The following is a 19,201-nucleotide window of genomic DNA, read 5'->3' on the forward strand; positions in this document are numbered from 1 at the left end:
GGAAAGCCGCTGGACGACAGCGGCTTTTCCTTTTTTGAGGCGGACTCGAGAGCGATATGGTGAAACGACTGGTGATCGTCGGTGGTGGTTCGGCCGGATGGCTGACCGCCGGCCTCATCGCGGCCGAGCATCGCGCCAAAGAAGGCGCGGGGCTCAGCGTGACGTTGCTCGAATCCCCGGACGTGGCGCCCATCGGAGTGGGCGAGGGGACCTGGCCCACCATGCGCGACACGCTGCGCAAGATCGGCGTCTCTGAGGCCGATTTCCTGCGCAGCTGCGATGCCTCCTTCAAACAAGGTTCGAAGTTCGACTGCTGGGTCAGCGGGCGCGAGCACGATTATTACTTCCATCCCTTCGTATTGCCGCAGGGATATCTCGAGACCAACCTGGTCGCCGGCTGGCTCAAGCGGCATGGGACCACGCCGTTCGCCGACCTCGTGAGTTTCCAGCCGCACCTGTGCGCGCAGGGCAAAGCGCCGAAGCAGGCTGTCACGCCCGAATACGCCGCGGTCGCCAACTACGCGTATCACCTCGATGCCGGAAAATTCGGCGTGTTCCTGCGCGACCATTGCGTCGCGAATCTCGGCGTGCGCCACGTGGCCGATCACATGACGGGCGTCGAATCCATGCCAAATGGCGACCTCGCCGCCATCGTGACGCGCAACAACGGCTCGTTGGCGGGTGACCTGTTCGTCGACTGCACCGGCCTCAACTCCTGGTTGTTAGGCGGGCATTTCGGCATCCCGTTCGTGCCGCAGGATCACGTGCTGTTCAACGACACCGCGCTCGCGCTGCAGGTGCCGTACGCGACCCCGGATGCCCCCATCGCCTCGCACACCATCTCGACCGCGCAGAGCAATGGCTGGATCTGGGACATCGGGCTGCCGACTCGCCGCGGCATCGGGCACGTGTTCTCGAGCAGCCACACCTCGGTGGAGTCCGCGGAGCGCGAGCTGCTGGCCTACGCCGAGCGCACGTCCGCCGCGGTGTCCGGCGCGCAGCCGCGCAAATTGACGTTCAAGCCCGGCTACCGGCGTGAATTCTGGCACCGCAACTGCGTGGCCATCGGTCTGTCGGCCGGGTTCATCGAGCCGCTCGAGGCCTCCGCCCTGGCGCTGGTCGAGCTCTCGGCGGCAATGCTGAGCGACGAAATGCCGGCGAATCGCGCGGCCATGGACATCGTCGCGCGCCGCTTCAACGACTTCTTCACTTATCGCTGGGAGCGGGTCATCGATTTCCTGAAATTGCACTATGTGTTGAGTCAGAGAGAGGATAGCGGCTACTGGCGCGATCACCGTCGCGCGGAATCCATCCCCAACCGGCTGCAGGAACTGCTGTTGCTTTGGCGGCACCAGCCACCTTCGCGCTACGATCTGCACCGGGTGGAGGAAGTGTTTCCGTCGGCGAGTTACCAGTACGTGCTCTACGGCATGGGCTTCAGGCCCGAGGCCGAAGGGTTCTCGCGCCGGGCAGACGATCCCGATCGTGCCGACGACTACTTCCGTGAAGCTGCCCAGCTGACGCGCCGGATGCTCGGTGCGCTGCCTGCCAACCGCGATCTTCTAGAACACATCAGGAAAAACGGGCTGCCGAGCCCGTGAGGCGAAACACGTGACTCAACATGCGCTTCTGAACAACATCCAGCACCGCGACGTTCGTATCATCACCGCGAACGGCGCCCAGTATGGCGACGACGTCATGGCGGCGATCACATTCCCCAGTGAATTTCGCACCATCCAGGCGCACTACCCGATCGTGTTCGCGAAGGACCGTGAAGAGAACTACGCGCCCATCGCGCTGTTCGGTTTCCGCGAGAAGCAGAACCTCTTCCTCAAGGGCGACAAGTGGGACGCAACCTACCAGCCGTTGATGATGGAACGGCAGCCGTTTCTCATCGGCAGCGCGCCGAACGGCAAGGTGATCCACATCGACCTCGATCACCCGCGGGTGAGCCGCACCGAAGGTCAACCGGTGTTTCTCGAACACGGCGGCAACAGCCCGTTCCTCGATCGTGTCGGCAATCTGCTCGCCAACATCGACGCGGGCCTCGCGCTCAATGCGCCGTTCGTCGCCGCGCTGCTCGAACACAAGCTGCTCGAATCCTTCGCGCTCGACATCCAGTTTTCCGACCAGACGCAAAATCGTTTCACCGGCTTCCATGCGATCCAGGAGGAACGCCTCAACGCGCTCGACGGTACGGCGCTCGAGTCGCTGCATCGGAAGGGATTCCTCTCCGCTATCTACATGACGATCGCGTCGTTCGCCAGGTTCCGCGACCTGATCGAACGCGCCAGCAAGCTGAATGCCGCCGACCGCTGACAAGATTCGCGAAGTCGCCGGTGTCGATCCGTGTGATTTGCCGGACGAGGTGCTCGAATCCACCGAGCCACTGGTGCTGCGCGGGCTGGCGGCGGATTGGCCGATGGTGCGCGCCGCGCGCGAATCGCCGCGCGCCGCGGATGCCTACCTGCGCAGGTTTTACCAGGACGCAACCGTCGGCGCGTTTCTCGGCGCTCCCGCCATCAAGGGCCGGTTTTTCTACAACGAGGACCTGACCGGCTTCAATTTCCGGCCGGTCAAGATCAAGTTCGACACCGTGTTGCTCGAGCTCGAACGCCTGCTCGACGACGCCAACCCGCCGTCCATCTACATGGGGTCGACCACCATCGACACCTGCCTGCCGGGTTTCCGCGCCGAGAACGATTTCGCGTTCGGTACGCGAGATCCGCTCGCCAGCATCTGGATAGGCAATCGCACGCGCATCGCCGCGCATCACGATCTGCCCGACAATCTGGCCTGCGTGGTCGCGGGGCACCGGCGTTTCACGTTATTCCCGCCGGATGAACTGCCGAACCTCTACATCGGTCCGGTCGACTTCACGCCGGCGGGGCAGGCGATCAGCCTGGTGGATTTCGCGGCGCCGGACTTCGGGCGCTTTCCGCGATTCGCCGACGCGCTGAAGGCCGCGCGTGTGGCCGAGCTCGCGCCGGGCGACGCATTGTTCATCCCCAGCTTGTGGTGGCATCACATCGAATCCCTCGATTCGTTCAACGTGCTGGTCAACTACTGGTGGCGGCAGTCACCGGCATTCATGGACTCACCGCTGAACGCGTTGTTCCACGCAATGATGACCGTGCGCGATCTGCCCCCCGCGCAGCGCCAGACGATGGAGACGCTGTTTCGTCACTATGTGTTCGAACCGGGCGAGGCCACGGCCGATCACATCCCGCCCGGTGCGCGCCGCATGTTGTCGCCGCTCGATGCGGAGCGCACGCGCGAGATCCGCGCCTTCCTGTTGAACCGGCTGAATAGATAGAGGTGCCCGTGGAACACAAACCCGTACGCAGGATCGTGATCGCCGGGGGTGGCACCGCCGGCTGGATGGTAGCCGCCGCCATCTCGAAGACCCTGGGCAAGCTGCTCGACATCAAGCTGATCGAATCCGACGAGATCGGCACGGTCGGGGTGGGCGAGGCGACGATCCCGACGCTGCTGCTCTACAACCGCCTGCTCGAGATCAACGAGCAGGAGTTCATGGCCGCGACGCAGGCCACGTTCAAGCTCGGCATCGGCTTCGAGAACTGGCGCGACCTGGGCCGGAACTACGTGCATTCCTTCGGCATCACCGGCAAGGACCACTGGACGGCGGGTTTCCAGCATTTCTGGTTGAAGGGCCGTGCGCGCAACCTGGCAAGCGACTACGGCGACTACTGCCTGGAGCTGCGCGCCTCGCTCGAGAGCAAGTTTGCGCACCTGCCGCGCAACGGCATGAATTACGCTTTCCATCTCGACGCGGGTCTGTACGCGAAATTCCTGCGCAAGTTCGCGGAAGGTTTCGGCGTCAAACGCATCGAGGGGAAGATCGCAGAAGTGAAGACCGACGAGCAATCTGGCTTCATCCATTCACTCAAGCTCGATAACGGCGACGTGATCGAGGGCGACCTGTTCATCGACTGCACGGGTTTCCGCGGCCTGCTCATCGGCAACGCGCTGCACGTCGGTTACGAGGACTGGTCCCACTACCTGTTCTGCGACAGCGCCGTGGCACTGCAGACCGAATCCGTCGGGCCCGCGCTCCCGTACACGCGTTCGATCGCGCGCGACGCCGGCTGGCAGTGGCGCATTCCGCTGCAACACCGCGTCGGCAACGGCATGGTGTTTTGCAGCCGTTACCTGGGCGACGAGCAGGCCAAACAGGCCTTGTTAGCCAATATCGAGGGCAAGGTGCTGACGGAGCCCCGGGTCATCAAGTTCCGCCCGGGCCAGCGGCGGCAGACCTGGAAGCGCAATTGCGTCGCCATCGGACTATCCAGCGGCTTCATCGAGCCGTTGGAATCGACCAGCATCCACCTCATCCAGCGCTGCACGCTGCGCCTGTTGCAGATGTTCCCGCGCGATGGAATACGTCAATCGGACATCGATGAATTCAACCAACAGACCAACGACGAGATCGAGCACATCCGCGATTTCATCGTGTTGCACTATCACGTGACGAATCGCCAGGACACGCCGTTCTGGCGCGCTTGTCGCGCGATGGACATTCCTGGCTCGTTGCGACATCGCATCGAACTGTTCCGCGAAACGGGTCGCGTATTCCGCGTGCCGAACGAACTATTCGCCGAAAACTCCTGGATTCAGGTTATGTTGGGGCAGGGAATCGAGCCGCAGCAGCATCATCCGGTGGCCGATCTCATGGGAGATGAAGAGTTGTCCGGTTTCTTGAACGGCATCAAATCGCAAGTCGATAGAACCGTGGCCCAGCTACCGTCGCACCAGGCGTATGTCGAGCAATACTGCAAGGCATCGCCCATGGGCGCGTCGGCGGGGTAGATAGCGGACGATGGCGAATATCTATGAAGTCGCGGAGCTGGCCGGCGTTTCGCTCGCGACGGTTTCGAGGGTCATCAACCCGGGCGCCAAGGTCAGCGACAAGACCCGCGAGAAGGTGCTGTCGGCCATGCGCGAGCTCGGCTACCAGCCGAACTCCATCGCCCAGTCGCTCGCCACCCGCAGTTCGAACGCCGTCGGCGTGCTGGTTTCGGAGCTCCACGGCCCGTTCTTCGGTGCCATGCTGAGCGCCATCGAACAGACGCTGAAAGCGGCCGGCAAGTTCGTGATGGTCGCAGCCGGCCACAGCAACGAAAACCAGGAGCGCGACGCGATCCGCTTCCTCGTCAGCCGCAATTGCGACGCGCTCATCGTCCACGCCGAGCGGCTGTCCGACAAGTTCCTCGTCGACCACGACCACACCACGACGCCGCTGGTGGTCATGAACCGCAAAGTGCGTGGGCTCTCCAGTCATTGCTTCAGTCTCAACAACGAGCTCGGCGGCTTTCTCGCCACGCAGGCGTTGATCAGGCGCAAACACAAACGTATCGCCTACATTTCCGGTCCGCTCGACTGGGTGGATGCCAAGCAGCGCTTCGCGGGCCACAAGCGCGCGTTGAGTGAGGCCGGTGTCAAATTCGACGATCGCCTGCTGCACGAAGGCGACTACCACGAGACCGGCGGTCAGGATGCGTTGAACGCGTTGTTCGCGAAGGAAATCCCGTTTACCGCGGTGGTCTGCGCCAACGATGAAATGGCCGCGGGCGCCATGGCCGCCGCGCACGAGCGCGGGCTCTCGTTGCCGGACGAACTGTCGATCGTCGGCTTCGACGACGCGCCCATCTCGCGTTACGTCTACCCGAAGCTGACCACCGTGCACTATCCGATCGCGGACATGGGGCGCATGGCGGCGCGTTGGGTGCTGCACAACGTGTACGAGCTCGACCAGGTCGTGCAGCAGGTCTTCGAGCCCAGGGTCGTCGAGCGCGACTCCATCGCCCGGCCTGCGTGACCCGCATGCGCCGGCGCACGATCGGCACCATCCTGATCGTCGCCCTGAGCGGTTTCCTGTGCGGCTTCGACGGCTCGCTGTTCACCGGTGCCGTCGGGTTCATCCAGAGCGAGTTCGATCTCAATGAATTCGCGCTGGGGTGGGCCGTCACCTCGATGGCGGTGGCGGCAACCGTTTCCATTTTCGTCTCCGGTCCGCTGGCCGATCGCTTCGGGCGCCGTGCCGTGTTGCGTCTCGCCACGTCCGTCTTCGCGGTGTCCGCGCTGCTGGCGGCGTTCTCGGAGAATTTCTCGACGCTGATCGCCGCGCGCCTGTTGAGCGGGTTCGGCGTCGGCGCAGTCCTCATCACCGGGCCCATGTACATCGCCGAGCTTTCGCCGTCGGCATGGCGCGGCCGCATGGTGTCGCTGAGCCAGTTGTTCATCGTGCTCGGCACGCTGGCGGCGTTTTCCAGCAACTACCTCATCGTGCGCTTCGGCGGCGCCAGCCTGCTGGCGGGCCTGCACCTGGTCGACTGGAACTGGCGCTGGATGCTGGGGGTCGGAGCGTTGCCGGCGATTCCGTATTTCTTCGCATTGTGGTTCGTGCCGGAAAGTCCGCGCTGGCTCGCCATGCACGGGCGGATGCCGGCCGCACGCCGCGTGTTCGAGCGGCTCATCGGCGACGAGCGCGCCGATCGCGAACTCGAGTCGGTCATTCATTCGCTCGAGCACGAAGCACGGCGCGAGAAGCCCAAGGTGTCGGAGATCTTCGATCCGGCGTTACGGCGCGTGTTGTTCATCGGATTGGTGGTCGGCGTGCTGCAGCAGATCACCGGCATCGGCTCCGTGCTGTCGTATGCCGTCGTGATCTTCGAACGCGCCGGCGCGGGCGCCAATGCGTCTTTCATGCACACAGTGCTCGTGGGCGTGGTGAACGTGTTGTTCACCGTGCTTGCGCTACTGCTGGTCGACCGTGTGGGACGCCGTCCGCTGCTCATGCTCGGATGCCTCGGCATCGGCGGTTTCCTCATGCTCGCGGCCTACGGTTTTCATGTCGAACGGACGGAGCAGGGGCCGCTGCTCGTGCTCATCGGCACGCTCGGTTTCGTCGCGAGTTTTGCCTTCTCGATCGGCCCGGGCATGTGGGTGCTGTTCTCGGAGATATTCCCCAACAGGATCCGCGGCCTGGCGATCTCCTGCGTCGGCGTCGTGAATTCCGTCATCTGCGTCATCGTGCAATTCGTGTTTCCGTGGGAGATGGCGACGCTCGGTGGCGCGCGGACGTTTTTCATCTACGGCGCATTCGGGTTGATAGGTGCGGTATTGATGTGGCGCGTCGTCCCCGAAACCCGCGGTCGCAGCCTCGAGGAGATCGAGGAGTCGCTGGTGCGCCGTCCCTGATTCGAGCCGTCGACGTCGGCATCGTCCGATTGCGCTGGTGGCCGGCCTTCCCTAGTTTGCTGAAAAAGCGTACCTCGAAGTGTCGATCTGCGCAGCGGCCGTTCGGCCATGCAGTGAACACCCGAAATATACGGAGTCCGACATGCAATTCAGCCAGAAAATCGCTCCCTGCCTGTGGTTCGACAAGGAAGGCGAAGACGCCGCCAAGTACTACGTCGGTATCTTCAGGAATTCGCGCATCGTTTCGATCTCGCGGTATCCCAAGGCCGGCAAGGAAGTCCATCACCAGCCCGAAGGCGCCGTCCTGACGGTCGCGTTCGAACTGGACGGATGCCCGTTCACCGCACTGAACGGCGGCCCTGTCTTCAAGTTCAGCGAAGCGATCTCGCTGCAGATCTTCGTCGACGACCAGAAAGAGCTCGACTACTACTGGGACAAACTGACGGCGGGCGGCGACCCGAAGGGGCAGGTGTGCGGCTGGCTCAAGGACAAGTACGGTCTTTCATGGCAAGTAGTGCCCAGGAAGCTGATCGACTGGTGGGAGAAGCCCAGCGAAAAATCCGAGCGTGCATTTGCCGCCATGATGAAGATGGGAAAACTCGACATCGCGGCGCTCGAACGCGCCTACAACGGCTAACTACCGGTGTCGATCGACGCCGTGCTCGATGCGACCCAGTGGCCAGCCATGGCGGTGACGCTGTTTGCCGCCTGGCTGGTCGCTTCGCGCCACAAGGCGCGGCGGGAGGCCGGCTTCTGGTGGTTCATCCTGAGCAACGCCCTGTGGATCGTCTGGGGGTGGCACACACACGCCTGGGCATTGATCGCGCTGCAGGCGGGGTTGTTTGCACTCAACGTTCGCGGCGCGCTGAAAAACGAGTAGAAAAGCGACTAACACCGCGGCAGCCGTTTGATCGTCGTTCGAGGGGGGGGCGTGACCTGTCTCGCGGATGAAGGCCGGCTCGATCTGGCAGCTTACTTGCCCGCAGGTAGTGAGGCGAACGCGCTCGCGGCGAGCAGGAATGCACCGGTGCCGTAATACTGCGTATCGGTCTCGGCGACCTTGTCGGGCTGATCGCTGACCTGCTGCACCCAGCCGAGCCGGCCGTCTTTGGCGACGGCGCGCGTCAGCGCCCTCCAGCCGCTGTCGATGGCGGGGCGGTACTCGGCGGCGTCGAGCAGGCCGTGCTTGACGCCCCAGGCGAGGCCGTAGACGTAGAAGCCCGTGCCGCTGGTCTCGGGCGGAGAATTCTCCGGGCCTAACAAAGAGGGTGGCCAGTAGCCATCTGGCTTCTGCAGCGACTTCAATTTCACCGCCATGTCGCGGAACAACGCCTCGAGCCGCGGGCGATGTGCGCTGTTGGCGGGCAAAACATCGAGGATGTTGGCGATACCGGCGAACACCCAGCCGTTGCCGCGGCTCCAGAACAACTTGCGACCCTGATCGTCGCGCCGGCCGAAAAAACGGCTGTCGCGGAAATAGAGTTTCTCCGCCGGGTCGTACAGGAAATCGGTGGTAGCCCAGAATTCCTGCAACGCGAACTCCGCATAACGCGGATCGCCAGACAGCTGCGAGAGTTCCACCCAGGCAGGCGGTGACATGAACAATGCGTCGCACCAGCACCAACGGCGCAGGCACTCGGTGGATTCGTAGTCGGTGGCCGGGACGAAGCTCAGGTGCACGATCGCGGGCGCCGCGAGGATCGCGTCGAACGTGGCGCGCAACGGCGCGAATGCTTCCGCGCCGGCTCCGTTATGCGCCGCCCACAGGTAACCCTGGCCGATCACGTGATCGTCCGCGTGATAGCGGCGCGGGCCAAGCGTCCATTGATTTGCACGGCCCATCGTCAGGATGGCGTCGCGAAAGCGCGGCTCCCCACTGGCATCCGCGAAACGCGTCATGCCCACCCAGAACGCGCCTTGCTGCCAGCTGCGGGCACTGCGCGTTTCTTCGACGAAACTGGTGATGCCCTGGTCGGAGGCGTCCATGCGCGCAAGCTGCCAATCGGCCACGCGTGCCGCGAGTTTGAGTACGGATTTGCGGGAGGTTTCTTTCTCGCCGCTCGTTGCGACTAAACACGTCGAGAGGAGCAGCGCTGCCGAGGCGCCGCGCCAGCGGAATGTGTTCATTCATCGACCCCCATCGTTCAGAGGGTTGAATGATGCGATGGTGCTCGTACGAATGAAAGCCGGATGCGTGGGCGGCGGCATCGCGACGTTTGGCAACGCGCTGAAGATTGAAGAAGCCATTCGTACCCGGTCGCCGCGAATCGGCTGTCGGGTCTGAAAGCCTTGGCGAGGGCGCGACTGGTTTTTGCCGCGAAGGCGCGGGGCGCGATCGGATTGGGTGAAGGCCGCAAAGCGAAGGAGCACATATGCGAATGCGCCGAGGACGGCATCTATGCGCATGGAAAATGGGCGGGAAGGAGTGTCCTAGACGGGGATCGGACGATGATGAGTTAAACGTGAAATGTGATCTGGACTGGCCGAAGGAGAGGGTTGCGGGGTAGTTGAAGGCGCCGGTGGGTGAGCGGCTTTTGCCATTTGGCAGGTTGACTGGTTAGGCGACACGTGATGAAGTCAAATCAAATGGTTACGAAGACTGGCAAATGTTATGCCGCACTTTTGCGGCTTTGTAATGCCGCATTTCTGCGGCCTACTTACAGTTAGGCGCCATGCGTAGCCGACTCCCAATTGCTCTCGCGCTTGCTACCGCTGCGGTTGCATGCACGAAGGAATCGGATGTCGCGGCAATTAGTTCCAACGTTGCGCAAAGCGTTTGCGCCCTTCCAGCCATCCACGCGGAGCACGACGGGAAGCGAGCTCAGATTCGCGGCCGTTTCGATGTGCACGCGCACGGCGTCTTCCTTAAAGATGAGCGTTGCCCTGGCTATATGCTGTCGCTCGAGGGGGTAAGCGGAGGGCCAGATGTCACGCTCTGCACCCCGGAGCGCCTCGCACAGGAGTTTGGATGCCCTGGCGGAAACAACAACGGCCCGGTTGTCACGGTGGTAGGTATTCTTAAGCCGTCCAAGAAGTCCGAGTACGGGAATATTCTGGTCTCGGAGATGCGTGACTTCGAGAATGCACGCACAGGCGAGCGTTTCACACCTTGAACGGGCGCCTAACAAATCGCTGGAGCGGACGCGCGAAGGATAAAGTGCCAAGCTCTTACATCGGCGCGCGCGCCGCTCAGCTCAAACGTTAGGCCGCTTTGGAGGTCAGCGATGATTCGGGACGACGTCGTAAAAGCTCTTTGCGCAACGGGAAAATGGTCGGAACCTACAGCGAGGCTTGCCGAGCGCGCTCGCTATCGATGCGAGTACTGCTCCTGTGACCTGCTGGCCTCCCTCGACGCCTACAAGCGGTTTGAGGTCGATCACATTGTGCCCACATCTAAAGGTGGTGATCCTCTGGACTTCGACAACCTTGCGCTAGCTTGCCGGCACTGCAATGTGCACCTGAAGCGTTCGTGGGATCCCCGAGAGGCCGTGGGGCAAGACGCGACTCGTGAGCGCCTAATTGAGGCTGTTAAGAGCCACTTGTTGGATGCTGCGGAGCGCTACAGCTCGGATCTGACCGTCGTTCGGACGATAGTGGGGTGGTCACCTGATGGCGCGGCCTAACAAATCGCTGGAGCGGACGCGTGATAGATAAAAGTGCCAAGCTCACACAACAGCGGCCGCGCCGCTCGGCTCAACCGTTAGGCATGCTCGGGATGGCGCCACTCAACTTCAAGATTGCCCTTGCCACCGGGTGGTTTGCCATTTGTGGGTGCCTGTTGGCGTATGCGGGGTTTGGATTCCACAATTGGTTTGTCGCGGCCATCGGTGTCTTTGAATTATTTGGTGCTGCAGGTGTACTAGTGCGCTGGCAATTGTCTCAATGGCTTCTGTACTGCCTGTCAATCTTAGTAGTGGCCTTATGGCTCTATAGGCTCATTTGGTCGATGCAGGCTGGTGGGTCTACGTACGAGCTATATTCGATCACCGCACTTGTTGTGTTTGTGGGCGTCACAACTTGGAGCGCTCATACGGTAAGACGCTGCTTTCACCGCGCAGCCGATCAGGCCTAACAAATCGCTGGAGCGGACGCGTGAGGGATAAAGTGCTAAGTTCAAACGTCGGCGTGCGCGCCACCCAGCTCAATCGTTAGACCGCATCAATGTCGGCAGTGACGTTCAAGGCCACCGTTTTGAAATCTCTGCAGGGTGCTTTAGGCCACGCTGGGCTCAAGAAACTGGCCCCACGTTTTGGAAGGAGGCAGGGGACGTCGTCCATCTGGTGGCGCTGCAGAGCAGTCAATCCAGCACAGCTTGGACGCTTCGGCTTACCGTCAATCTCGCTGTCACGGTGCCGAAGCTGCGCGGCCCAATACACGAGGTTTCGTCCGCTCAGTGGCGAGAACGCATCGGAGCTGTGATGCCAGATCCTAGGGATCGATGGTGGAATATCTCCTCGTCTCGCGAGGCGGAGGCGGTAGCGCAAGACATGATTGATGCACTTCATCAGTTTGGTCTGCCTGCGCTAGGACGCATTTCGAGCGTGGCAGACTTGTTGCGCCTGTTGGAGTCAGGCAGGTCCCCCGGTCTCACTGCCGTTCAAGCCGCTCAATGCATAAATCAACTTCGCAGTATTGCGGCCTAACAAATCACTGAAGCGCACGCGTGGAAGATAGAATCCCAAGCCCATGCAGCGGCGCGCGCGGCGGTCAGCTCAACGGCTAGGCGCTATAACCCCATGTATCGGAGGTCGTGTGGTCAAGACAACAAGTTCGATGCTGATGCTGACAATGATTTGTTGGGTGGGCGCTTGCGCGGCGGCAGGATCCGAATCCGCCTGCAAACCGTCGGCTGAAGCGAGCCGAAACCTGGTTCTGTCTTTCTACAAGAAGGCCTTGATTGAGAAGCAGCCCCGGGCTGCGTTTACGCAGTACGTGTCCGCCGGTTTTGTCGAGCACAAGCCGGACGTTCCCAACGGAGGAGTCGCGGCTGTTGCGGATTTTCTCGAGGACCTGATCAAGGAACTGCCGGACGCACGGTGGGAGATTCTTCGCACGGTCGCAGAAGAAGATCTGGTTTTTCTGCATGCTCGATTTACTCCCGCGCCTGGTTCTCCACCCTACGCCATCGCAGATATATTCCGCGTTGACAATTGCGTTATCGTCGAGCACTGGGATGTGGTTGGACCACCTCGCGATGGGCAGCCCAATTCCAATTCTCGATTCTAAGAAAGGCCGATAGGCGCCTGACAAATCGCTGAAGCGTGCGCGGCGCTTTGCTAAATAGTTAGAGGACCCGGGGTATTCACATGGACTACTTTCAACTCATCTTCTTCACTGTATTCGCCTTGATCGCAGGGAGCTTTTTGTTCGGTCGGCTCAAGTACGGCAGCTGGACCGGGGCATTCTTGAAGGGCAGCATCGAGCAGACCTACGGCGAGGTTCTGCTTTCACGGGGTGTCGCCAGCTCGCAGGTGCTTAAAGTCGTGGAACTCAGGGACGGCAACGGCCAGGCGTTTGTGGGTCTTGTTATCACTGCGAAGGCGCCTCTCGCCGCAAGCATGACGCCGTACCGACTCTCTAAAGACCAGGCGCGCGAGCTGGCTGGCCTGCTGTCCTTGGCTGCCAAGTGAATTGCCTAGTAAATACTGAGACACATACATCCCTTCGGTATTCCACCAACGTCACATTAGATCGCAAGCAAGACCAACACACTTAGGAGTCGGTTATGGCGAAGTATCGGCACTCACTACCTCAACTGGGTGGGCAGCTGTTCGTGACCGACGGTGGCATTGAGACCACGCTCATTTTCCTCGACGGCATCGAACTACCGCATTTCGCTTCTTTCCCGCTTTTCGGGACACCTCAGGGCGTGGAAGCGCTTTACCGCTACTTCCATACTTACGGTGCTCTGGCGCGAAGGTTCAACACGGGACTGATCCTGGAAACGGCGACGTGGAGGGCAAGCCCGGATTGGGGAGGCCGGCTTGGCTATACCGCTCAGCGTCTGCAGGAAGTCGACAGACAGGCAGTTCGCATGCTGGAAGAAATCCGCACCGCGCATGAATCCGACCAAACGCCTATCGTGATCAGCGGCTGCCTCGGGCCACGAGGGGACGGGTATGTACCAGATTCGGCCATGTCTGCGGCCCACGCAGCGGAATATCACCGGCCACAAATCGAAACTTTCGCCGAGACTGCGGCAGATCTGGTCACTGTACTCACGATGAATTACGTCGAGGAAGCCGAGGGCATCGCCCAGGCCGCGAAAAGCGCCGATATGCCCGTGGTGGTTTCCTTCACCGTGGAGACAGACGGCAAGCTGCCCACCGGGCAGCCCTTGGGAGACGCAATTCAGCAGATCGATGATTCGACGGGGGCGTTTCCGGCTTACTACATGATCAACTGCGCTCATCCCAGTCATTTCGATCACGCGATACGCGGGGATGAGCCATGGACGGAACGAATTCGCGGTGTCCGGGCAAACGCTTCGAGAATGAGCCATGCCGAGTTGAACGATGCGCTCCAGCTCGACGCGGGGAATCCGATCGAGTTCGGGCGAGACTACGTGAACCTGCGAAGTGAAAAGCTGACCCACCTCAACGTGCTGGGCGGCTGTTGCGGAACTGATCATCGTCACATCGAACAGTTGGTGTTGGCTTGCGAATCGCTCTTTCCAAAAGTGATCTAACTAAATGCCGAAGTGCATCCGCGAGGAATTAAAGTGCCACTACGACGCAATAGAGTTCGCTTGTCAGGCGTATTGCTGGGATTCATCGCCTTGCGGGCGAGCTTGCCGGCTGCCGCGGCCGATGGGTTATGCCCGCCGCTACAGGAATTCGTCGCATCGGTGAAGCCGGGCGAAACCCGGGTGCTCAAGTTCCATACGATCTGGGGCAGCAATTTCAAGGATCGGGATGGACAGGCAGCCGGCGCGAAACGCTGCGATTTCGGCGACTACGAACTGGCGAAGTCGGTCTGCAAGTACCTCATGGATTCCGGATCCGTCGATTCCCCCGGATTCAACGCCAAGGCGGTCATCAGCTGCGTTTCCCCGAAGACACGATTTGCCGCGGGGACCAAGCTCGGTGCCATCTCGTTCCAGATGACCGTGGAGACGGATTTGCGCGGCAGTCTCGTGGGCGTCGCATTGAAGGAGGATGAGCAGTTGGGTGGCGTGGTGTTGTCGATCTCCGTAACCGGAAACCAGTGAGCACCCGCATCAACGTACTCAGATCATCCAGCCGCCGTCGATCACGTGAATCTGGCCCGTCGTGAATCCTGATTCATCGCTCGCCAGGTGCAACGCGAGCGCTGCTATCTCGTCCGGCCTGCCAAGACGCCCCATCGGTTGTCGCGCTTCGAATTCCGCGCGCGCCTTCGCATAGTCGCCAGACGCATGCAGGCGCGATTGCAGGGATGGGGTGTCCACGGTACCGGGGCAGATGGCATTGCATCGTACTCCCTGCGCGACGAAATCCGCCGCCACCGATTTAGTTAGCCCGATCACGGCGGCCTTCGTGGTGCCATACGCGCAGCGATCCGGCACGCCGGTGATCGAGCTCGCCACCGATGACATGTTGATGATCGAACCCTTGCGTGCCTCGATCATGCCCGGCAGGAAGGCGCGGATCATGTGATACATCGAGTTCACGTTGAGATCGAAGGCGGCGCTCCACTTGTCAGGATCCACCGTAAGCACGGTTCCGCCGGGCACGGAGCCCGCGCAGTTGAACAACACATCGATGCGGCCGACGTTCTTGGCGAACACGGCAATCGCGGCTGGGTTGCGCACATCCAGCACCTGTGCCTCACAACCCGCGACCGATTGCAGCGCCTTCGCATCGATGTCCGCGGCGACCACGCGCGCCCCCGCGCGCGCAAACGCCTCCGCGCTCGCACGACCGATGCCGGAGCCGGCCGCCGTAACCACGGCGATTTTCCCGGAGAGCCGCTTAGATTCCATAAGTTCTCCGTGCCACCGCCGATTGAACCTGCTCGCGTTCCGCGAAGCTCAGGCGGTTGATGAGGATGCCACTCACGCTGTGCCAGTCTTCATATGAACACACCAGCTCGCATACGGGCCAGTCGCTGCCCCACATGAGGCGCTTCGGTCCGAAGTTTTCGAACAGGTGATCCAGACATTCGACGAAGGTTGGCGCATCGGCCTTTCCGGCCTCGGTGACGAGGCCGGATATCTTGCACACGACTTCGCTTTGCGCAGCCAGCGCGGCGATCTCGCGTTTCCAGGTTTCGATGTCGCCGGTGGCGAGCGGTGGTTTGGCCGCGTGATCCAGCACGGTGGTGAGATCGGGATAACGCGCGGTAAGTTCGCGCAGTGCGGGCAGGTGCTGCTGTTTGATCAGCGCATCGAACACGAGACCGTGGTCGATGATGGCCTCGAACACCGGGTCGAACTCCTGGCGCAGCATCCATCCGGTGTCGGGAATGTCCTGGAGCATCGGCCGCAAGCCGACGACGTTCAAGTCGGCCGCGAGCTCGCCGATCGCATCGACGGCGTTGGGGTTCTCGAAATCCACCCATCCCACGACTCCCGCGATGAACGAATGTTCGCGCGCGAGTTGCTGCAGGAAACGGGTCTCCGCGGCGGTCGGCGCCGCCTGCACGACGATGGTCGAGCCGACGCCGGCGCGTGCGAGTTTTGGGGCGAGATCCGCGGGCAAGTAGTCCTTGTAGATAGGCCGCAACGCGGGCGTCAGCCAGCCATAGTCGCCGCGGTCCAGGCGCCAGAAGTGCTGATGGCTGTCGACGATGGGATTCACACTGGCAGTGGCGCGCGAGCATCGACCAGACCGCGATCGCGCAGGGCGCGCCAGAACCCGGCTGGAATCTCATGGGCGAACATCGCCGCGCAGTTGCGCGCCTCTGCGCCATTGACGCAGCCGGCCACCACACTGACGACACTCGGATGCGCGAGCGGGAATTGCAGCGCGGCCGCCTGCAAGGGCACGGAGAACTCCCCACACACGGCTTCGAGCTTGCGCACGCGCTCGAGGACCGCCTCGGGCACCGCCGCATAGTTGTAATGTGCGTTGTTGCCGGCTCGAGAGCCCGCCGCGAGAATTCCCGAGTTGAAAGGTCCGCCGCAGATGATCGACACCCCGCGCGCGGCGCACAACGGCAGTAATTCCGTGAGCGCCGGCTGCTCCAGCAACGTGTAGCGGCCCGCGAGCAGGATGCAATCGAGCTCGCAGTGTTGTAGTAGCTCCACGCAGACTTCCGCTTCGTTCACGCCCAATCCGATGGCGCGGACCGTGCCGGCGGCGCGCAAGTCCTGCATGGCGCGATAACCGCCCGTCAGGAATTCGCTGACGCGCGTTGCATGCGCATCGCCGTGCGTGAGGCGGCCGATGTCGTGGCACAGCAGAATGTCCAGGCGCGCGACGCCGAGACGCTCGAGGCTTTGGGCGTGCGAATCCATCACCGCTTCGTAGCTGTAATCGAACACGGGCGCGAACGGGCGCGCGGAGAAATATCCTTCGCGCCCTACACCGGCATTCTGTGGCCCGGTGGGCACGAGTCGGCGCCCGACCTTGGTGGAGATCACGGGCGGGGGCAGAGCGCCGCTCAGGGCATTGCCGACACGTAGTTCGCTCAATCCAAAGCCGTAAAACGGCGCCGTGTCGAAATAACGCACGCCGGAGGCGAAGGATTCGTGCACGGCGTCGAGGGCGTCTTTTTCAGGGAGCTCGCGATACAAATTGCCGATACCGGCGCCACCGAAGCCGAGCACGCTGACTTCGAGGCCGGTTCGGCCGATCCCGCGTTTTGCCAGCCCACCCTTCACGATGCCGCGCTCACGCGCCTGCTGTCCCGATCGCGGCGCGAAACCCACGCGAACACGAACACGATGGCGAAGCAGAACGCCGGAACGACATACGCCGCGTTGATCGACGTCTCGCGCGAGATCCAGCCCATGATGGCCGTGAACACGGCGCCGCCGATGATGGCCATGACGAGAAACGCGGAGCCGGACTTCGTGTGTTCGCCGAGGCCGCGCAGGCTCATCGTGAAGATGGTCGGAAACATGATCGACATGAAGAAGCTGGAAGCGATCAGGGCGGTGAGGCCGGCGTGCCCGCCCAAACCGGCCGCTGCCAGGCACAACACCACGTTGATCGCGGCGAACGCCGCCAGCAACTTCGCGGGGTTCAGCCGCGACATCAACGCTGTGCCGATGAATCGGCCGGCGAAGAAGATCGCGAAAGAGATAGGCAGCCAGTGCACCGCCTGTTTTTCCAGCGTTCCCGGGAAGTTGAACTGGGTGTATCGGATCAGAAAACTCCAGACGCCGACCTGCGCGCCGACATACGCGAACTGGGCGAACACGCCGAGCCAGTAACGCGGGAATTTCGTCAGGCCGCCGAAGCCTCCTTCGGAACCGCGTGGCTGGTCGACCGGCGGGAACTTCACGACGGCAACCAGCGCCGCCCAGGACAACACGATCGCCGCGATGATGATGTAGGGTAGTTTGACCGCGGCGAGCTCGGATGTACGGAAAGCCGCCAGCGCATCCGTTGTCATGGCCTGCAGCTGTTCCGGCGTGAAAAACACGTCCGAAAAGATGAGCAGGCCGCCGATGAACGAGCCGGACATCGTGCCGACCGGGTTGAACATCTGCGCGAAGTTCAGGCGCTGATCGGCAGTCGCCGCCGGCCCCATGACCGCGATCAGTGGGTTCGCGGAGGTTTCCAGGAACGCGCAGCCGCTCGCGATGATGTAGAGCGCGATGAGAAAGCCGTAGTACTCGCTGGCGTGTGTCGCGGGCAGGAAAAGCAGGGCGCCCGCGCCGTACAGGCACAAACCCAGCAATACCGCCGCGCGATATCCGAAGCGCCGCATGAACAGCGAGGCAGGAATCGCGAAGCAGAAGTAGCCGAAGTAGAACGCCGATTGCACGAGGCTCGAGCCGAGGTCATCGAGCTGGAACGCCTTGCGGAACTGCGGGATGAGCACGTCATTGAGGCTGTTCGCGACACCCCACATGAAGAACAGTCCGACGATGAGTACCGTTCCCGTCAGGTACCCCGGCGTGATCAGTGCGCGTTTCGCGGGTTCACTCATGGCAGATCTCCGTGTACGACTTCATTCGAGATCTGAAGTGCCGCGGCACGCACGTACTCCACCGACGGCTGCATCTCCATGACCAACGGGTTGCAGTGCACGAACGGCACGGTCAACGCGGCGACGGCGATGTCGCCGCGCAGGATGGGTGCAGACAGATCGACGATGCCGCGCACGAAATCCGAGTCCGCTTCGTGGTGGCCGCGTTCGCGCACGGCATTCGCGCGCGCCACGAAATTGTCGGCTTCTTCACCCTTCAGCCGGCAGCGCTTGAGCCAGGCGTGGCGCACGTCGTCATTTTGATAGGCAAACAACACCAGACCCGAGGCGGCGCGCACGATTTCGCGCCGATAGCCGATGCGCACCGAGAAACCCAGATCGCCGGGACGTTCGATGCGCGTGATCACGACGATCTGGTCTTCCGATGCCACCGCAACGTGACAGGACTGACCGATGTCATGCGCGAGTTTGCGCATGATCGGCAGCGCGGTTTCGACCAGCGATCGCACCGGCGCCTGCGCCATCGCGAGGGCGAACAACTTGTTGGTCAGCACGTAGCCGGAGCCGTTTTCGGCCGTGGTGATGAATCCCTTGAATTCCAGCACCTGCAGCATGCGGAACAATTCGCCCGATGAGCGGCCCAGGCGTTGCGAGATGGTGGAGAGGTTCAGCGGGGACTTGTCAGCGGCGAGCAGCTCGATGACGTCGAGACCTTTCTCGAGCGCCGGCGCGCGGTAACGACTGATGCGGGAGTTGGGGTCGGCGGCGCTGTACGGTGGGCCCGATTTGGTGGTCATTGTTTGCTTTTTTCTATTGGTACTGACCGGCGAGGGACTCTGCTCATAGCCGGTTGCCCGTTGAGCGCCGTCGCATCGACGCGCTCACTAGAAACCGCTTG

At 62.0% G+C, this 19,201-nt stretch carries 20 protein-coding genes; 14 read left to right on the forward strand and 6 right to left on the reverse strand.

Annotated features, from left to right (window positions below; all coding sequences use genetic code 11):
• Nucleotides 1-56: 56 nt before the first annotated feature.
• The 8 genes from WDO72_15085 to WDO72_15120 all read left to right on the forward strand — a co-directional run bounded on the left by WDO72_15085 (nucleotide 57) and on the right by WDO72_15120 (nucleotide 8,101).
• Entirely contained in the window at nucleotides 57-1,601 is a 1,545-nt protein-coding gene (locus tag WDO72_15085; GenBank protein ID MEJ0087000.1) for a tryptophan halogenase family protein, read from the forward strand.
• Between the two features lie 10 nt (nucleotides 1,602-1,611).
• Entirely contained in the window at nucleotides 1,612-2,319 is a 708-nt protein-coding gene (locus WDO72_15090) for a SapC family protein (GenBank protein ID MEJ0087001.1), read from the forward strand.
• On the forward strand, nucleotides 2,303-3,316 hold the full coding sequence (locus WDO72_15095) for a cupin-like domain-containing protein (GenBank protein MEJ0087002.1): 1,014 nt from the start codon (nucleotides 2,303-2,305) through the stop codon (nucleotides 3,314-3,316). The genes WDO72_15090 and WDO72_15095 overlap by 17 nt, the downstream gene beginning before the upstream one ends.
• Nucleotides 3,317-3,324: 8 nt before the next feature.
• On the forward strand, nucleotides 3,325-4,830 hold the full coding sequence (locus tag WDO72_15100; protein ID MEJ0087003.1) for a tryptophan halogenase family protein: 1,506 nt from the start codon (nucleotides 3,325-3,327) through the stop codon (nucleotides 4,828-4,830).
• A gap of 10 nt (nucleotides 4,831-4,840) precedes the next feature.
• Nucleotides 4,841-5,839, forward strand: a complete 999-nt coding sequence (locus WDO72_15105; GenBank protein MEJ0087004.1) for a LacI family DNA-binding transcriptional regulator — start codon at nucleotides 4,841-4,843, stop codon at nucleotides 5,837-5,839.
• 5 nt (nucleotides 5,840-5,844) lie between these two features.
• Nucleotides 5,845-7,221 carry a sugar porter family MFS transporter gene (locus tag WDO72_15110; GenBank protein MEJ0087005.1) on the forward strand — a complete coding sequence of 459 codons (1,377 nt, stop codon included), beginning with the start codon at nucleotides 5,845-5,847 and terminating at the stop codon, nucleotides 7,219-7,221.
• Nucleotides 7,222-7,363: 142 nt separating this feature from the next.
• Nucleotides 7,364-7,858, forward strand: coding sequence for a VOC family protein (locus WDO72_15115; protein MEJ0087006.1), 495 nt, complete (start codon nucleotides 7,364-7,366; stop codon nucleotides 7,856-7,858).
• Nucleotides 7,859-7,870: 12 nt separating this feature from the next.
• On the forward strand, nucleotides 7,871-8,101 hold the full coding sequence (locus tag WDO72_15120) for a hypothetical protein (GenBank protein ID MEJ0087007.1): 231 nt from the start codon (nucleotides 7,871-7,873) through the stop codon (nucleotides 8,099-8,101).
• A 92-nt stretch (nucleotides 8,102-8,193) separates the two neighbouring features.
• On the opposite strand, the gene WDO72_15125 is transcribed toward WDO72_15120, so the two are convergent.
• Nucleotides 8,194-9,348, reverse strand: coding sequence for a glycoside hydrolase family 88 protein (locus WDO72_15125; GenBank protein MEJ0087008.1), 1,155 nt, complete (start codon nucleotides 9,346-9,348; stop codon nucleotides 8,194-8,196).
• Nucleotides 9,349-9,893: 545 nt separating this feature from the next.
• On the opposite strand from WDO72_15125, the gene WDO72_15130 reads away from it, so the two are divergent.
• The 6 genes from WDO72_15130 (at nucleotide 9,894) to WDO72_15155 (ending at nucleotide 14,431) form a co-directional block, all read left to right on the forward strand.
• A complete protein-coding gene (locus WDO72_15130; protein MEJ0087009.1) occupies nucleotides 9,894-10,334 on the forward strand; it encodes a hypothetical protein in 441 nt (146 codons plus the stop codon).
• Between the two features lie 111 nt (nucleotides 10,335-10,445).
• Entirely contained in the window at nucleotides 10,446-10,844 is a 399-nt protein-coding gene (locus WDO72_15135) for an HNH endonuclease signature motif containing protein (GenBank protein ID MEJ0087010.1), read from the forward strand.
• A 1,150-nt stretch (nucleotides 10,845-11,994) separates the two neighbouring features.
• The gene (locus WDO72_15140) at nucleotides 11,995-12,447 is read left to right on the forward strand and encodes a nuclear transport factor 2 family protein (protein MEJ0087011.1); all 453 of its coding nucleotides are present in this window, start codon (nucleotides 11,995-11,997) and stop codon (nucleotides 12,445-12,447) included.
• A gap of 80 nt (nucleotides 12,448-12,527) precedes the next feature.
• Nucleotides 12,528-12,851, forward strand: a complete 324-nt coding sequence (locus WDO72_15145; GenBank protein ID MEJ0087012.1) for a hypothetical protein — start codon at nucleotides 12,528-12,530, stop codon at nucleotides 12,849-12,851.
• A gap of 95 nt (nucleotides 12,852-12,946) precedes the next feature.
• Nucleotides 12,947-13,909 carry a homocysteine S-methyltransferase family protein gene (locus WDO72_15150; GenBank protein ID MEJ0087013.1) on the forward strand — a complete coding sequence of 321 codons (963 nt, stop codon included), beginning with the start codon at nucleotides 12,947-12,949 and terminating at the stop codon, nucleotides 13,907-13,909.
• Between the two features lie 60 nt (nucleotides 13,910-13,969).
• Nucleotides 13,970-14,431, forward strand: coding sequence for a hypothetical protein (locus WDO72_15155; protein ID MEJ0087014.1), 462 nt, complete (start codon nucleotides 13,970-13,972; stop codon nucleotides 14,429-14,431).
• Between the two features lie 18 nt (nucleotides 14,432-14,449).
• On the opposite strand, the gene WDO72_15160 is transcribed toward WDO72_15155, so the two are convergent.
• From WDO72_15160 to WDO72_15180, 5 genes are read right to left on the reverse strand one after another with little or no spacing between them, the layout of a single operon-like run.
• On the reverse strand, nucleotides 14,450-15,184 hold the full coding sequence (locus tag WDO72_15160; GenBank protein ID MEJ0087015.1) for an SDR family oxidoreductase: 735 nt from the start codon (nucleotides 15,182-15,184) through the stop codon (nucleotides 14,450-14,452).
• A complete protein-coding gene (locus WDO72_15165; protein MEJ0087016.1) occupies nucleotides 15,174-16,001 on the reverse strand; it encodes an amidohydrolase family protein in 828 nt (275 codons plus the stop codon). Before WDO72_15165 ends, WDO72_15160 begins: the two co-directional genes overlap by 11 nt.
• Complete coding sequence (locus WDO72_15170; GenBank protein ID MEJ0087017.1) at nucleotides 15,998-17,074, reverse strand: aldo/keto reductase; 1,077 nt, start codon at nucleotides 17,072-17,074, stop codon at nucleotides 15,998-16,000. Before WDO72_15170 ends, WDO72_15165 begins: the two co-directional genes overlap by 4 nt.
• Nucleotides 17,023-18,303 carry an L-fucose:H+ symporter permease gene (fucP, locus tag WDO72_15175; GenBank protein ID MEJ0087018.1) on the reverse strand — a complete coding sequence of 427 codons (1,281 nt, stop codon included), beginning with the start codon at nucleotides 18,301-18,303 and terminating at the stop codon, nucleotides 17,023-17,025. Before fucP ends, WDO72_15170 begins: the two co-directional genes overlap by 52 nt.
• Nucleotides 18,300-19,100 (reverse strand): helix-turn-helix domain-containing protein, encoded by an 801-nt coding sequence (locus WDO72_15180; GenBank protein ID MEJ0087019.1) that lies wholly within the window; start codon nucleotides 19,098-19,100, stop codon nucleotides 18,300-18,302. The genes fucP and WDO72_15180 overlap by 4 nt, the downstream gene beginning before the upstream one ends.
• Nucleotides 19,101-19,201: the final 101 nt, after the last annotated feature.

This window comes from Pseudomonadota bacterium (assembly GCA_037200975.1).
GTDB lineage: Bacteria > Pseudomonadota > Gammaproteobacteria > Steroidobacterales > Steroidobacteraceae > CADEED01.

Bases quoted from the DNA above. Each gene is read 5' to 3' on its own strand.
- WDO72_15085 (MEJ0087000.1), top strand. From the start codon at position 57: ATGGTGAAACGACTGGTGATCGTCGGTGGTGGTTCGGCCGGATGGCTG.
- WDO72_15095 (MEJ0087002.1), top strand. From the start codon at position 2,303: ATGCCGCCGACCGCTGACAAGATTCGCGAAGTCGCCGGTGTCGATCCG.
- WDO72_15105 (MEJ0087004.1), top strand. From the start codon at position 4,841: ATGGCGAATATCTATGAAGTCGCGGAGCTGGCCGGCGTTTCGCTCGCG.
- WDO72_15110 (MEJ0087005.1), top strand. From the start codon at position 5,845: ATGCGCCGGCGCACGATCGGCACCATCCTGATCGTCGCCCTGAGCGGT.
- WDO72_15115 (MEJ0087006.1), top strand. From the start codon at position 7,364: ATGCAATTCAGCCAGAAAATCGCTCCCTGCCTGTGGTTCGACAAGGAA.
- WDO72_15125 (MEJ0087008.1), bottom strand. From the start codon at position 9,348: ATGAACACATTCCGCTGGCGCGGCGCCTCGGCAGCGCTGCTCCTCTCG.
- WDO72_15130 (MEJ0087009.1), top strand. From the start codon at position 9,894: ATGCGTAGCCGACTCCCAATTGCTCTCGCGCTTGCTACCGCTGCGGTT.
- WDO72_15135 (MEJ0087010.1), top strand. From the start codon at position 10,446: ATGATTCGGGACGACGTCGTAAAAGCTCTTTGCGCAACGGGAAAATGG.
- WDO72_15140 (MEJ0087011.1), top strand. From the start codon at position 11,995: ATGCTGATGCTGACAATGATTTGTTGGGTGGGCGCTTGCGCGGCGGCA.
- WDO72_15145 (MEJ0087012.1), top strand. From the start codon at position 12,528: ATGGACTACTTTCAACTCATCTTCTTCACTGTATTCGCCTTGATCGCA.
- WDO72_15150 (MEJ0087013.1), top strand. From the start codon at position 12,947: ATGGCGAAGTATCGGCACTCACTACCTCAACTGGGTGGGCAGCTGTTC.
- WDO72_15160 (MEJ0087015.1), bottom strand. From the start codon at position 15,184: ATGGAATCTAAGCGGCTCTCCGGGAAAATCGCCGTGGTTACGGCGGCC.
- fucP (MEJ0087018.1), bottom strand. From the start codon at position 18,303: ATGAGTGAACCCGCGAAACGCGCACTGATCACGCCGGGGTACCTGACG.
- WDO72_15180 (MEJ0087019.1), bottom strand. From the start codon at position 19,100: ATGACCACCAAATCGGGCCCACCGTACAGCGCCGCCGACCCCAACTCC.